We start from the raw sequence: 13,607 nt of genomic DNA, 5'->3' as shown, positions 1-13,607 counted from the left end.
CTTCAGGCATGGAAATCACGCTTTGATCGCCGCGCTGACGCGGCGAAGAATGTCGAGGTAACCGTCGACGAACCAGGCGGAGCGGCCGATGAACAGGCCGTCGATATGCGGCTCGGTGATCAGTTCCTCGCAATTTTGCGGATTGACGCTGCCGCCGTAGAGCACCGGCACGGAACGGCCAAGAATGGCTTTGGCCACTTCGGCGATCCTTCCATGCCGCTCCGAGGCATAGTCGGCGGTTGCCGGAATACCGTTGACGCCGATCGCCCAGACGGGTTCGTAGGCGAGCAGGACCGTAGCCTGTTCGGCGCCGGTATCGATGCCCCTCAAGGCTGCCTCGACCTGGCGCCGCAGCACGGCGTCGGCCTGACCTTCCCGGCGCTCCTGCAATGTCTCGCCGATGCAGATCAGCGGGGTGAGGCCATGGCGGATGGCGGCCGAAACCTTGAGGCCGACGGTTTCATCGGTCTCCCCGAAATGCTCGCGCCGTTCGGAATGGCCGAGCTCGACCATGTCGAGCTCACAGTCCTTCAGCATGAGAGGTGAAATCTCGCCAGTCCAGGCGCCAGCGTCCTCCCAGTGCATGTTCTGGGCGCCGACCTTCACCGACGTATCGGCAAGCGCGCGCTTGACCTCGCGCACTGAGGTAAAGGAGGGAATGACGAAGCGCTGCACGTGGACGTCGCGTTCACGGTCTGCATGGGCGAGGCGGCGCGCGAAGGCGAGCGCTTCTTCCACGGTCTTGTTCATCTTGAAGCTGGTGCCGACCCAAAGGACCATTCAGCTCTTCCTCCCGTCACGGATCTGGGCGAAATAGCCGTCGGTGCCGACCTGGCCGCCTTTGAGGGCGATCTGCAGGCCGTTGGTCGGCGGATAGTCGCCATGGGCGAGGCAAAGCGGCGAACCCGGAGTTTGCGGCAACGGCAGAAGCGTCGTCAGCGCGTCGACCTTCAACTGCTTGAGGGCGTGACTGGACGTGTCGCCGCCGGCAACGACGGCACGTGACAGCCCTTCGCTTTCGATCAAGCGAAGCAAGATCGTGCCGAGCGCACTCCCAAGCCGGTGACGCGCGCCCGGAAACCTGTCGATGTCGGCGCCACGGTCCGCGGACGGCCCAAGTGCGGTGTGGAGGATGACGCTCCTGCCTTGCCGAAGCTTCTGGACACCGGCCTTGACCGCTGCATCCACCGTGGCTTGGCCATGCTCTCCGACCAGGGCGAGTGGGTCGAGCGCCATGCTCTCGAAGCCGTTCTCGACAGCGGTGCGGATCTGGCGCTCGGTGGTCGGCGAGACGCTGCCCGACACGACGGCGAGGCGGTCGACGGGGCCGATATCGGGAAATTCGGTCCTGCTGTCGTCGATGAAACCGCTCCGCCGCCATGCGCTGAGCAGGGCATATTCGATCCCCGACGAGCCGGCGACAAAGCTTGCCGAACGGCCGGTGACACGGAGCAGCTGCCGACCTGCGGCCTGCTGTGTCGCTTCGGAGTCGACATCGATGAGCAGGATGCCTTCGGAACCCGACGCCAGCTCGTCGATCCGTTGATCGGCGTCCGCCGCGGTGATCGCCACGAGATCGGCGACCAGGACGGGTAGACGGGTCTGCTTTGAGAGATGCACCGCAAGATCCGCCTCGTCCATCGGCGTCACCGGGTGGCGGCTCATGACGGGGTGGCGGTCGATGCGGAAGATCCGGCCCTGATAGGCGGCAAAGAGATTGCCGAAGGCTGTGTAGCGTTTCAGTTGCGGCGCGCCGACGATGACGGGAACGACGGAGTGGCCGAACACCGCGCGGCCGATTTCGATCGCCTTGCCGATGCTGCCGATCCCTGGGCTGGAATCGAAGGTCGAGCAGACCTTGTAGTGGCAGATCGCGGCACCAAGCGAATTCAGCCATTCGAAAGCGCGGGCAAGGTGCACCTGCATCCATGCCGGCGTCTCGCTGCGGCTCGTCCCGGCAAGGCCGATGGCGCGGCAATCGCTAAAACGCGCGAGCAGTTGCGGCGTGGGAACGTCGAGGAAGAGCGCGGTCGAGACACCGTTCGATGCCAGGGCCTCCATGACATCGGTGGAACCGGTAAAGTCATCGCCGTAATAGCTGACGAGAAGTCCATCCATCGCAATCACGCGCCCTTGCCGTCGCTGAATTTTGCAATCGAGGCGGCGAGCTCCGGATGTTCTCTCGCATAGATCTCCAGTGGTATGCCGGCGACGGCTGCCTGCCACGCCTGCTGCACGGCCCGAACGCCGGCCGCCGGACCATGGGGGTGACTGACGATGCCGCCGCCGCAGAGATAGAGAAGATCGACGGTGCGGCCGGTCCGCTGGTAGGTCTCCGGTGCCTGTCCGCCCCACTGGCCGGAGCCGGCAACCGGAAGCGGGCAATCGGCGGCATCAAACAGCGGCGCGCTGACGGCCTTGAAGGACGAGACGAAGCTGTCGTCCGGCTCCCAATATTTGACCCTGATGCCGTTGATCTGGAACTGATCGACCCCCAACAGCCGCCAGAATTGCTGATAGACCTTGAAATCCATGCCGGCGCCCGGATCGCGGGTCAGCACGTCCCAGCCGTTTCGATGCGCATGCAGCACCAGATTGGAGCGCTTGCGCAGAAAGCTCATGCCGCCGAAGCCGATCGAGTTGATGTTGACGACGGCGCAGTTGCCCCCGGCCGCGGCGACGATATCGTGATTGCGCATCATCTCGTCGGGGTCGGCATGCGAGATGCCGAAGGCATACATCACCTTCTTGCCGCTCTTTTGTTCGTGATCGAGAATGCGCGGCATGATCGCCGCGACGCGATCCTTGAGCGGCGAATAGGCCGGGCTCATCAGCTTCTCGTCGTCTTTGATGAAGTCGACACCCGATGCGATCAGTTCGCCGACGAGCGCGGCCGTCTCCTGGGGTCTCAGCCCGAGCGCCGGCTTGACGATCGTTCCGATGATGGGGCGACCTTCGACGCCGGTGAGGCGGCGGCTTCCCGGGATGCCGAACTGTGGTCCTGGATGCGCGCTTCTGAAGGCGCCTGGCAGCTTCATGTCGACGATGCGGATGCCGGTCATGCCCTTGATGGAGTAGACGCCGCCGATTGCAATGGTCATCAAAGCCGAGAGGTCGGTCCCGATCGCCTCGAGGGGAAAGGCGATGTCGATATCGGCGCGATGGAGCAGCGTGCCGGGGGCGACCTCGGGCCAGGTCGGATGACGTGCATCTTCGAGCGGGCGGATCGCCAGGACGCGGGCGGCGACCCGCGACTTCAGCTCTTCGGTTTCACCGGGAACGGGCACGAAGGTTCCGGTCGACTGGTCGCTCGCGATCTTGTCCGCCATCGCCTCGACGCTTCCGGGCGTTTCGATGCGGTAGGTCAGGGTAATCATCATGAAACGGACGGTTGCTCCTCTCGCCACGCAGATTGCCATGGCGTCAACTTGTGATCTGGTATAATGAGTATTCCAACTAATGAAAAGCAGAATTTTCGGATGCGCAAATTTTCGTCGACAGCTTTGTTCTCGACATGGAAACTGCTAGGAGGAAACATTTTGAGCCAGCGAGATGTGATGACCCAGCCCCTCGAACAAATCGTCCGCCGCAAACTCTCTGACGAAGTGTTTGATCGACTTGAGCGAATGATCACCTCGGGCGAGCTTCAGCCTGGCGACGAAATGCCATCTGAACGCGTGTTGATGGAACGCTTCGGCGTCGGCCGGCCGGCGATCAGGGAGGCCATGCAGTCGCTTGCCAGCAAGGGTCTTGTCAGCATTTCGCACGGCGAGCGGGCGAAGGTTCTCAGGCTGACGGCGAAATCGATATTCCGCCAGGTTGATCTCACCGCCAAGATCATGCTGTCGCAATCGGCGGATTCGCTGGAGCATCTCAAGAGTGCCCGCATCTTCTTCGAACGAGGCATGGCGCGCGAGGCCGCGCAGCGCGCCTCTGCCAGCGATATCGCTGATCTCAGGAACATCATCGAACGTCAGCGCATGTCGCTTGGGCGGGCGGAAGAGTTCATTGACGCGGACATGGAATTCCACACCCGCATCGCCCAGATCTCAGGCAATCCGATCTACGTCGCCGTCAGCGAAGCGATGCTTGCCTGGCTGAAGGAATATCATACCGAGATGCTGATCTGGACCGGCAAGGAAAAATTCACGCTGGTCGAACACGACGAGATTGTCGACCGCCTTGAAGCAAACGACGTGGATGGCTCGGAAACGACCCTCCTCAAGCATCTCGAGCGCTCGCGTGCGCTTTACGCGAAGTAACCTTCACGAACGCGGTCGCCGCTGGCCGGCACGCCTGGCCATCACTCACTTCCTGACTCTGTCTCACCCTCGCCCTTGATCCTTGGTCGCGACCGGGCTCCAGAGCTTATGGGATGTTTGTAAGCAGGAAATGCGGAACAATGAGCTGTGGGCGAGGTTCTGCCTGATCACGCAAAGATCCCAAGGAGGACATCAGGATGCGTATGAAACTCATAGCAGCTTCGCTTGTCGCCATCGGCATGGCCACGTCTGCTTTCGCACAGTCCAATCCGGCACCAGCCGGCGCCACGATCGATAAAAACCAGGCCGATCAAGGTGGCGGTGCAAGCGGCGAAATGAAGGCCAAAAAGCCGATGGTGACCGATACCACCACGACCGGCTCCACGACCACCGGCACTATGAAAACCAACAGGCCCAAGTGCCCCAATCCGGTCAACAACTCCGACAATCTTCAGACGCAGGGCGGTACGAGCAACGCCACGCCGATGGATGAGGCCTGCGCCGCGCATAACAACTGATTATTCCTTTCGCAAAGAACCCCGCTTCGGCGGGGTTTTTTGTATGCCTGCTCGGCCTATGCCCTGAACTCTCCTTTTGAGTTTATGCGGCGGATTGACGCACAACTCCAGCGGTGATATCTATGCCGAATTGGTCAGGCCAATTGACCAGCTGCGCGCTTGAGGAGAAGCCGCCGGAGGAGGCCACGATGTTTTCGCCTGTTGAATCCCGCCGTCTTTATCGGCAGGTCGCGGATCAGATTCGCTTGATGATCGCGAGCGGCGAGCTCGCCGTCGGTCAGCGGCTGCCGGCGGAGCGCGACCTGGCGGAGCAATTGTCGGTCTCACGTCCGACCGTCCGCGAAGCGCTGATCGTCCTGGAGGTCGAAGGCTTCGTCAATATTCGCATGGGATCCGGCATCTATGTCGTGCGCCAGCATGCCGCGACCGTCACTGGCGCCGAGCGGGAACCGGTGGAAGGGCCTTTCGAGCTGCTGCAGGCGCGCGCCCTCATCGAATGCGCCATTGCCGAAGAAGCCGCAGGCCGCGCCAAGCCGGCGGATATCGCTCTGCTCGATGAAACGCTGCTGCGGATGAGCGGCGTGGTCAATGATGCGAGCGCGGTGCTTTCTGCCGATCGCGCCTTCCACACCGGCATTGCCGCCATCGTCGGCAATGCGACATTGATCCGCGTGACGGGCGAAATGTTCGACATGCGCATGACCCCTTACTTCGCGAGGCTCGCGAGCCATTTCGAGGGGCCGGGAACGTGGCGCAGCGCCGTGGACGAGCATCGGGCCATTCGCGACGCCATCGCCGCCGGCGATGCGGCGGGCGCCAAGGCGGCCATGCGCGCCCATCTCACCATGTCGCAGAAGAGGTTTTCCGAGAGTTTCGGGGAGGAGCTTTCGGGAGAGGAGGAGCGCGGCCGCAGCAAAGGCCCCGCGAAAGGAACGACCAAGATTTAACCGAGCTCGGAGGAGAGAGCGATGAAGAAGAGACTGGCAACGATACTTTGCACCGCAGCGGCGATCATGGCGAGCAGCGCGATTGCGCATGCCCAGACAGTGCTGAAATGGGCGCATGTCTATGAAACGTCCGAGCCCTTCCACACCGATTCCGTGTGGGCTGCGGAAGAGATCAACAAGCGAACCGACGGGCGTTATAAGATCGAGGTCTACCCGGCCTCGCAGCTCGGCAAGGAAGCCGACATCAACCAGGGCCTCAAGCTCGGGACGGTCGACATCATCATCTCGGGATCGAGCTTTGCGGCACGCGACTACAAGCCGATCGGCGTAACCTACTTCCCCTATATCTTCCGCGGTCCCGATCACCTGATCGCCTATACCAAGAGCGATGTCTTCAAGCGTCTTGCCAAAGGCTATGAAGACAAGACCGGCAACCACATCGCCGCCGTCAGCTATTACGGCACGCGCCATACGACTTCAAACAAGCCGATTGCCAAATGCGCCGATATGGCGGGCTTGAAGATCCGCGTGCCTGATGTTCCGGCCTATCTCGCCATGCCGCGCGCCTGCGGCGCCAACACCACGCCGATCGCCTTTGCCGAAGTCTATCTCGCTCTACAGAACGGCACGGTCGAGGCGCAGGAAAACCCGCTGACGACGATCGAGGCGAAGAAGTTCTACGAAGTCCAGAAGAACATCATCCTCACCGGCCACATCGTCGATCACCTCAACACCGTGGTCTCGAAGACGCGGTGGGCGAGCCTTTCCGACGAGGACAAGAAGATCTTCGGCGAGGTCATGCAGGAGGCCGCCGAGCGCACGAGCAAGACGATCGCCGGCAAGGAAAACAGCCTCATCGCGACCTTCAAGGAAAAGGGCCTGAATGTCGCTGAAGTCGACAAGACCGATTTCGAAAAGACCGTGATGGAAAAGGTCAAGTTCGAGGATTTCGGCTACGAGAAGGCCGATTGGGAAGCAATCCGCGCGATCCAGTAAAACTCGCGGCGCGGCGCCGTAAGGCGCCGCGTTCCTTCATTCCGACTGGAACAAGGCCGATCATGTCGCAAGAAATCCATACGCAAATCACGGCCGAAGAAATCGGTCACGAGTTCGAAGGGCACGCGCCGACTGCAAACATCTCGGACTATGCCATTGAAGACTGGATCACGCTGATCGTCTTCTGGCTGATGGCGGGTTGCGTCTTCCTTCAGTTCTTCACGCGTTATGTGCTGAACGACAGCTACGCATGGACCGAGGAAATCGCCATCAACTGCCTGATCGGCGTCGTCTTTCTGGGTTCCGTCATGTGCGTGCGCACCTCGCGGCATATCCAGGTCGATGTGTTCTATCACTATATGCCTGCGGGTCTGGCGCGCGTGCTTGCCACCTTCGTCGATATCGTCCGCATCGGCTTTTTCGCCTATGGCTGCCACCTGATGTGGCGCTACGTCGATATCGTCGCCGACGAGCAGATGGTCACCATCGACCTGCCGCGCAACATCGTCTTCTACAGCGTTCTCATCGCTTTCGTGCTGATGTTGATCCGCGCGGTCATCGTCTTCATCGCCAACATCCGCCGCGGCTACTCCGTTCTGGAGCGCCCCGAAGAATTCCAGACCATCGAGGATTGATCCGATGCTACTGCTTCTTGGCTCGTTTCTGGTGCTGATGCTGGTCGGGGTGCCCGTTGCCATCTCGATGGCCGTCGCATCGGTGCTTTACATCGTCCTCTACGGCATCGCACCCGACATCATCGTCGCCCAGCGCATGATCGCTGGCGTTGAAAGCTTCCCGCTGCTCGCTGTCCCGTTCTTCATCCTTGCGGGCAACCTGATGAACTCGGCGGGCGTCACCGGCCGCATCTATTCCTTCGCCGTCGCTCTCGTCGGCTGGATGAAAGGTGGTCTCGCGCAGGTCAACATCATCGGTTCCGTGATCTTCTCCGGCATGTCCGGCACTGCGCTCGCCGATGCGGCGGGGATCGGCACGATCGAGATCAAGGCGATGAAGGATCATGGCTATCCGGTCGAGGCCGCAGTTGGCGTGACGGCGGCTTCGGCAACGCTCGGCCCGATCTTCCCGCCGTCGCTGCCTTTCGTGATCTACGGCATGATGGCGAACGTCTCGATCGGCGCTCTTTTCATGGCGGGCATCCTGCCCGGCATCGTCATGACGCTGCTGATGATGATCACTGTCGCCGCTTTTGCCTATTGGAAGCGGTGGGGCTCCGACGCGCCGTTCGATGTGAAGCAGCTCCTGTCGGCGGGGATGGAAATCGTCGTCGTCCTGGCGGTGCCGTTGGCCATCTATCTGCTGATGCGGGCGGGCGTATCGATGAATGTTGCGGCGGGCATTGCCCTTGCTCTGCTTCTCGCCCTCGACTGGTATTTCCGCTTTTCCGCCGTCATGGCGCTGATGACGCCCGTCATCCTGATCGGCGGCATGACGATGGGCTGGTTCACGCCGACGGAGGCCGCCGTCGCAGCCGTCCTTTGGTCTTTGTTCCTCGGTCTGGTGCGCTACCGTACGATGACACCCTCGACGCTCGCCAAGGCAAGCTTCGATACGATCGAGACGACGGCTTCCGTTCTCTTCATCGTCACTGCGGCATCGGTCTTTGCGTGGCTGCTGACGGTGAGCCAGGCGGCCCAGCTGCTGTCCGATGCGATCCTGTCGATCACCGACAACAAATGGGTTTTCCTGATCTTGGTGAACCTCTTGATGCTCTTCGTCGGCTGCTTCCTGGACACGATCGCGGCCATCACCATCCTCGTGCCGATCCTTCTGCCGATCGTCCTGAAATTCGGGATCGATCCCGTCCAGTTCGGTCTCATCATGACGTTGAACCTGATGATCGGTCTGCTGCATCCGCCGCTCGGCATGGTGCTTTTCGTGCTGTCGAGGGTCGCGAAACTATCCGTCGAACGCACGACCATGGCGATCTTGCCCTGGCTGGTGCCGCTCTTCCTGGCGCTGATCCTGATCACCTTCGTCCCGGCCATATCGCTGTGGCTGCCGCAGCAGCTTGGACTGCTGAGATAGGAGTGGAAGATGCGGACACGTGTGGCTCGGCTCTACCAAAAGGGCGATCTCAGAATCGAGACCGCCGCGGTTGCAGCTCTCGGTCCCGGCGAGGTGCTCCTCAAAATGGCGGCCGCAGGCATCTGCGGTTCCGACCTGCACTACTATCAGGACGGCGGCTTCGGGCCGGTCAGGGTTCGCGAGCCGATCATCCCGGGCCACGAGGCAGCGGGAACGGTGAGCCAAGCAGGCGAAGGCGTCGATCTGAAAGCCGGTACGCTGGTGGCGGTCAATCCCAGCCAACCTTGCGGACATTGCGAATATTGCCACAAGGCAATGCCGATCCACTGCCTGGAAATGCGCTTCATGGGCAGCGCAATGCGCCTACCGCATGAGCAGGGCATGTTCCGGGAATGGCTGGTGGTGCCGGCCAGGCAGTGCTTTGCGGTCGGAGTTGCGACAACTGCCGCAGAGGCGGCCTGTAGCGAGCCGCTCTCCGTCTGCCTGCACGCCGCATCGCGTGCAGGAGATATCGCCGGCAAACGCGTCCTGATCACCGGAGCCGGCCCGATCGGCGCCCTGATGGTTGCCGTCGCCTGTTATCATGGTGCGAGCGAGGTTGTGGTCACCGATCTCGCGGATGCGGCGCTCACCAGGGCCAAGGCGATGGGCGCCAGCCGCACGTACAATGTTGCCAAGGATGCCCAGGCGCTTGCCGGATTCGAGGCGGGAAAGGGCTATTTCGATCTCGTCTTCGAATGCTCGGCCGCCGCCCCGGCAATCCGCAGCGCGATTGCCACCATCAGGCCGCGCGGAACGATCGTGCAGGTCGGCGTCTCGGGAGACGTCCCGATCCCTCTCAATGCCATCGTCGGCAAGGAGCTTCAACTCCACGGAACCCAGCGTTTCCACGAGGAATTTGCAACCGCCGTCGATCTGATCTCCAGCCGCAAGATCGATGTCCGGCCGATCATCAGCCACAGCCTGCCGCTCGAACAAGCCACCGCAGCCTTCATCCTCGCCGGCGACCGCGCGTCCGCCTGCAAGGTGCAGCTCACCTTTTAAGCGCGGCACGGCGTCCGTCGCGGACGACGATCTCGATCGAAGCCGAGCCGCCGAACCTCACAAGGTTGTTGCGGCTGCGGTCGAACGGTGCATGTTCTGTATGAGCCAATCTGCGAAAATTCGGGCCAGTCGCCGCTGCGTGCCGGTCTTCGGATAGGCAAGGTAATGTCCTATGTACCTGTTGTCGCGGGACCCTGCCGAAAAGGGCCGCACGAGCTTTCCACTTTCGAGCTCGCGAGCGGCGAGGATGTTGGATTCGAGCGCCACGCCCAGGCTGTTCACGGCAGCGTCCAGGGCAAGAAAGCTTCTGTCGAAACTCATCGCGGGCGGTGGCGGAGAGCCGATCTGATTGGCTTCGAACCAGTCGATCCACTGTATCCTTTTCAGGTCGCTTCTGATCAGGGGATGGCGCAGCAGGTCGCGCGGAGACTTGAGGCGCTGCGCTACCTCCGGCGAGCACATTGGAAAGACAAGCTCCTCACCCAACGGGATCACGATGAGATCGTCGCGGTTTTGCGGCTCGCCATAGACGATGTCCGCGTCGAACAGATTGTCGACGAAACGGGCATAGTTAGTACTGGCGGCCACCCTTACTTCGATGCCGGGATTCTCCTTGAGAAAACCCGGCAGACGCGGCGAAAGGACTTGTGCGGCGAAGCTCGGCGCACAGTGCAGTCGCAGGAGTTGAGCCTTTTTGGATGAAATGAGTTCAACACCGCGCCGCAGCTCTTCGAAGGCGTTCGACGCGTGCAGCAGCAGCGTCTGACCTGCAAGCGTCAGTGCAATGCTTCTTGTGTTGCGTTCGAAAAGACTCGCCCCCAGATCGCTTTCCAACCGCACGATAGCATGGCTGACAGCGCTCGGAGACAGGTTCAGCTCCTCTGCCGCACGGCGAAACGAACCGAGCCTGGCGGCTGCTTCGAATATTCGCATGGCGGAAAGCGAGATCGTATTGAGCATGCGATTAGTGAAACAGATTCACCTACTGATGTAAACTTGGCGTTTGATGACTCCTCTCCGTTCGGCCAGAACTATGGCCGTCGCAGTGACGATCGCTGCGGGGAAGAGAACCGGACGCCGGGAGAGCGTCAGGAGGAGATCATATGCTTTTGGAAGGAAAGACCGCGGTCATTTCGGGCGCGGCAAGCAGGCGCGGTATCGGCCGTGCAACCGCGCAGCTTTTCGCCGAACACGGGGCCAGAGTGGCAATCCTCGACATCGACGCTGGCGCAGCCAAGGAAGCTGCCGCCACCCTGCCGACCGTTGCCGGCGGTGACCACATCGGTCTGCGTTGCGATGTGGCCGACAAGGCGTCCTGCCAGGCTTCCGCCGACGCGGTGGTTGCAACGTTCGGACGCGTCGACGCTCTGATCAACAATGCCGGTATAACGCAGCCTGTCGCGACGCTGGAAATTTCCGAAGCGGATTGGCATCGCATCGTCGCGGTGAACATGACCGGCGTACTCTTTCTCAGCCAGGCCTTCATTCCGCAGATGCGCGACCAAGGCGGCGGCTCGATTGCATGCATGTCTTCCGTTTCGGCCCAACGCGGCGGCGGGATTTTTGGCGGGCCACATTATTCGGCGGCCAAGGCCGGTGTTCTCGGGCTCGCGAAGGCAATGGCTCGCGAATTCGGCCCTGCGGGCATCCGCGTGAACTCTGTCACACCGGGACTGATCCAGACCGATATCACCGGCGGAAAGCTTACTGACCAGATGCGGGTTGATATCATCAAGGGCATTCCTTTGAGCCGGCTCGGTGAAGCGAGCGACGTCGCCAACATCTATCTGTTCCTGGCATCCGACCTGTCCGCCTATGTCACCGGCGCCGTGATCGACGTCAATGGCGGCATGCTGATCCACTGATCGGCGAATGGAATTCCGGTGTCTTTGAAAGGCGTTTTTCAAGAATGAGCCAGATTGGTCATAACATCAGCCTTACCGAGCGCGCGCGACGAATTCGCCGCAACGCCCTGCGGATGGGCGAAGTCCAAGGCCAGGGTTACATCGCCCAAGCCCTCGGCGTGGCTGATGTGCTCGCCGTTGCCTACTTCCACGCCACAAACTACCGGTCGGAGGACCCGGAATGGGAGGGCCGCGACAGGTTCCTGCTTTCGATCGGACATTACGCGATCGCGCTCTATGCCGCCCTTATTGAGGCGAAGATCATCCCCGAGGACGAATTGGAGACATACGGCACCGACGAAAGCAGGCTGCCGATGTCTGGAATGGCCGCCTACACGCCGGGCATGGAAATCACCGGCGGCTCTCTTGGGCACGGGCTCGGCATCGCCGTCGGCATGTGCCTCGCCCTCAAACGCAAGAAGTCGCAATCCTTCGTATACAACCTCTTTTCCGACGGCGAGCTCGACGAAGGCTCGACCTGGGAGGCGGCGATGTCGGCCGGCTCTTACAAGCTCGACAACCTTATCGGGATCGTCGACGTCAACCAGATGCAGGCGGACGGCCCTTCGCTCGGCGTCCTGAATTTCGAGCCGCTCGCTCCGAAGTTCGAAGCCTTCGGTTGGTTCGTCCAACGGATCGACGGCAACGATATCAGCGCGCTGGTCAAGGCATTCGACGCCGCGCGCACTCACGCCGGGCCGGAGCCGCGCATCATCATATGCGACACGAAAATGGCGAAAGGTGTCCCGTTCCTCGAGGCTCGCGAGCGCAATCACTTCCTCCGGGTAGAGGCAGACGAGTGGGCCGAGGCAATCAGGATCATCGATGCGGGAGTTGAAGCATGAGGCGCTCGAAATACATACGCCCAACTCATCTTTCGCAGGGAAGCGACCGGCCGCGGCTGACGACCTCGGCGATGATCGCCTCGATCGCGAGCGCCGACCAGCCGACGAAGCCGGCTCCATTTGGAAAGACGCTGGCGGCGCTCGCGGAAAAGGATGAGCGGATCGTCGGCATGTCGGCGGACCTCGCAAAATACACCGATCTTCATGTCTTCCGAGCGGCGCATCCCGACCGCTTCTACCAGATGGGAATGGCCGAACAGCTGCTGATGATGTCGGCCGCGGGCATGGCGCGTGAAGGCTTTCAGCCATGGGTCACTACCTATGCGGTCTTCGCTTCCCGGCGCGCATATGACTTCATCTGCCTGGCGATCGCCGAGGAGATGCTCGACGTCAAGATCGTCTGCGCATTGCCTGGCTTGACCACGGGCTACGGGCCAAGCCATCAAGCCACCGAAGACATCGCCATGTTCCGCGGCATGCCGAACCTGACGATCATCGACCCCTGCGACGCGCTCGAGATCGAGCAGGCGGTGCCGGCGATCTCCGCCTACAAGGGGCCTGTCTATATGCGGCTCCTGCGCGGCAACGTTCCCCTCGTGCTGGACGAATATGATTACAAGTTCGAACTCGGAAAGGCGAAACTCCTGCGGGATGGCCGCGACACCCTGATCATATCGTCGGGGCTGATGACGATGCGCGCCCTCGAGGCGGCAAAGGAGCTTCGCAAGGACGGCGTCGACGCGGCGGTGCTTCACGTGCCGACCATCAAGCCTTTGGACGAGGAAGCCATTCTGACGGAGTGCCGCAAGAGCGGCCGCCTGGTCGTCGTGGCGGAGAACCACACTGTCATCGGGGGCCTAGGAGAGGCCGTGGCGGGCACGCTGCTGCGTGCCGGCGTCGCGCCTGCCGCATTCCGGCAGATCGCATTGCCGGACCAATTCCTGGAGGCCGGCGCGCTGCCGACGCTCCACGACCAATACGGTCTGGCGACCAGTCGCGTGACGTCGTCGATCAAGTCCTGGCTGGGAACATAGGGACGGGACTC

Annotated in this window: 14 protein-coding genes; 10 read left to right on the top strand and 4 right to left on the bottom strand. The window is 61.6% G+C overall.

Annotation, left to right across the window (positions count from 1 at the left end; translation table 11 throughout):
• Positions 1-15: 15 nt before the first annotated feature.
• From EEQ99_RS17580 to oiaX, 3 genes are read right to left on the bottom strand one after another with little or no spacing between them, the layout of a single operon-like run.
• Complete coding sequence (locus tag EEQ99_RS17580; protein ID WP_127430811.1) at positions 16-780, bottom strand: triose-phosphate isomerase; 765 nt, start codon at positions 778-780, stop codon at positions 16-18.
• A complete protein-coding gene (locus tag EEQ99_RS17575) occupies positions 781-2,118 on the bottom strand; it encodes a four-carbon acid sugar kinase family protein (protein WP_127430810.1) in 1,338 nt (445 codons plus the stop codon).
• A gap of 5 nt (positions 2,119-2,123) precedes the next feature.
• The gene (gene oiaX / locus EEQ99_RS17570; RefSeq protein WP_127430809.1) at positions 2,124-3,380 is read right to left on the bottom strand and encodes a 3-oxo-isoapionate-4-phosphate decarboxylase OiaX; all 1,257 of its coding nucleotides are present in this window, start codon (positions 3,378-3,380) and stop codon (positions 2,124-2,126) included.
• Between the two features lie 177 nt (positions 3,381-3,557).
• Between oiaX and EEQ99_RS17565 the strand changes: the two genes are divergently transcribed.
• The 7 genes from EEQ99_RS17565 to EEQ99_RS17535 all read left to right on the top strand — a co-directional run bounded on the left by EEQ99_RS17565 (position 3,558) and on the right by EEQ99_RS17535 (position 9,813).
• Positions 3,558-4,262 (top strand): transcriptional regulator NanR, encoded by a 705-nt coding sequence (locus EEQ99_RS17565; protein ID WP_028756917.1) that lies wholly within the window; start codon positions 3,558-3,560, stop codon positions 4,260-4,262.
• 197 nt (positions 4,263-4,459) lie between these two features.
• The gene (locus EEQ99_RS17560; protein WP_097543341.1) at positions 4,460-4,780 is read left to right on the top strand and encodes a hypothetical protein; all 321 of its coding nucleotides are present in this window, start codon (positions 4,460-4,462) and stop codon (positions 4,778-4,780) included.
• Between the two features lie 188 nt (positions 4,781-4,968).
• Complete coding sequence (locus tag EEQ99_RS17555) at positions 4,969-5,727, top strand: FadR/GntR family transcriptional regulator (RefSeq protein WP_063474078.1); 759 nt, start codon at positions 4,969-4,971, stop codon at positions 5,725-5,727.
• A gap of 21 nt (positions 5,728-5,748) precedes the next feature.
• The gene (locus EEQ99_RS17550; protein ID WP_028756915.1) at positions 5,749-6,723 is read left to right on the top strand and encodes a sialic acid TRAP transporter substrate-binding protein SiaP; all 975 of its coding nucleotides are present in this window, start codon (positions 5,749-5,751) and stop codon (positions 6,721-6,723) included.
• A gap of 62 nt (positions 6,724-6,785) precedes the next feature.
• Entirely contained in the window at positions 6,786-7,358 is a 573-nt protein-coding gene (locus EEQ99_RS17545; protein ID WP_028756914.1) for a TRAP transporter small permease, read from the top strand.
• Between the two features lie 4 nt (positions 7,359-7,362).
• Positions 7,363-8,769: a TRAP transporter large permease gene (locus EEQ99_RS17540; protein WP_028756913.1), complete on the top strand. Its 1,407-nt coding sequence runs from the start codon at positions 7,363-7,365 to the stop codon at positions 8,767-8,769.
• Between the two features lie 9 nt (positions 8,770-8,778).
• Complete coding sequence (locus EEQ99_RS17535) at positions 8,779-9,813, top strand: L-idonate 5-dehydrogenase (protein WP_127430808.1); 1,035 nt, start codon at positions 8,779-8,781, stop codon at positions 9,811-9,813.
• Positions 9,814-9,870: 57 nt separating this feature from the next.
• Here EEQ99_RS17535 and EEQ99_RS17530 read toward each other — a convergent pair whose 3' ends face one another.
• The gene (locus tag EEQ99_RS17530) at positions 9,871-10,773 is read right to left on the bottom strand and encodes a LysR substrate-binding domain-containing protein (RefSeq protein ID WP_028756911.1); all 903 of its coding nucleotides are present in this window, start codon (positions 10,771-10,773) and stop codon (positions 9,871-9,873) included.
• Between the two features lie 143 nt (positions 10,774-10,916).
• On the opposite strand from EEQ99_RS17530, the gene EEQ99_RS17525 reads away from it, so the two are divergent.
• Genes EEQ99_RS17525 through EEQ99_RS17515 form a run of 3 tightly spaced genes read left to right on the top strand, consistent with a single transcriptional unit; the run spans position 10,917 to position 13,596 of the window.
• Positions 10,917-11,678, top strand: coding sequence for an SDR family NAD(P)-dependent oxidoreductase (locus EEQ99_RS17525; protein ID WP_028756910.1), 762 nt, complete (start codon positions 10,917-10,919; stop codon positions 11,676-11,678).
• A gap of 44 nt (positions 11,679-11,722) precedes the next feature.
• The gene (locus tag EEQ99_RS17520) at positions 11,723-12,562 is read left to right on the top strand and encodes a transketolase (protein ID WP_028756909.1); all 840 of its coding nucleotides are present in this window, start codon (positions 11,723-11,725) and stop codon (positions 12,560-12,562) included.
• Positions 12,559-13,596, top strand: a complete 1,038-nt coding sequence (locus tag EEQ99_RS17515; protein ID WP_028756908.1) for a transketolase family protein — start codon at positions 12,559-12,561, stop codon at positions 13,594-13,596. Before EEQ99_RS17520 ends, EEQ99_RS17515 begins: the two co-directional genes overlap by 4 nt.
• Positions 13,597-13,607: the final 11 nt, after the last annotated feature.

The sequence above is a fragment of the Rhizobium anhuiense genome (assembly GCF_003985145.1).
GTDB classification, from domain to species: domain Bacteria; phylum Pseudomonadota; class Alphaproteobacteria; order Rhizobiales; family Rhizobiaceae; genus Rhizobium; species Rhizobium anhuiense.
The sequence above is the reverse complement of the archived record's forward strand: the minus strand, read 5'-3'. Positions and strand labels throughout refer to the sequence as shown.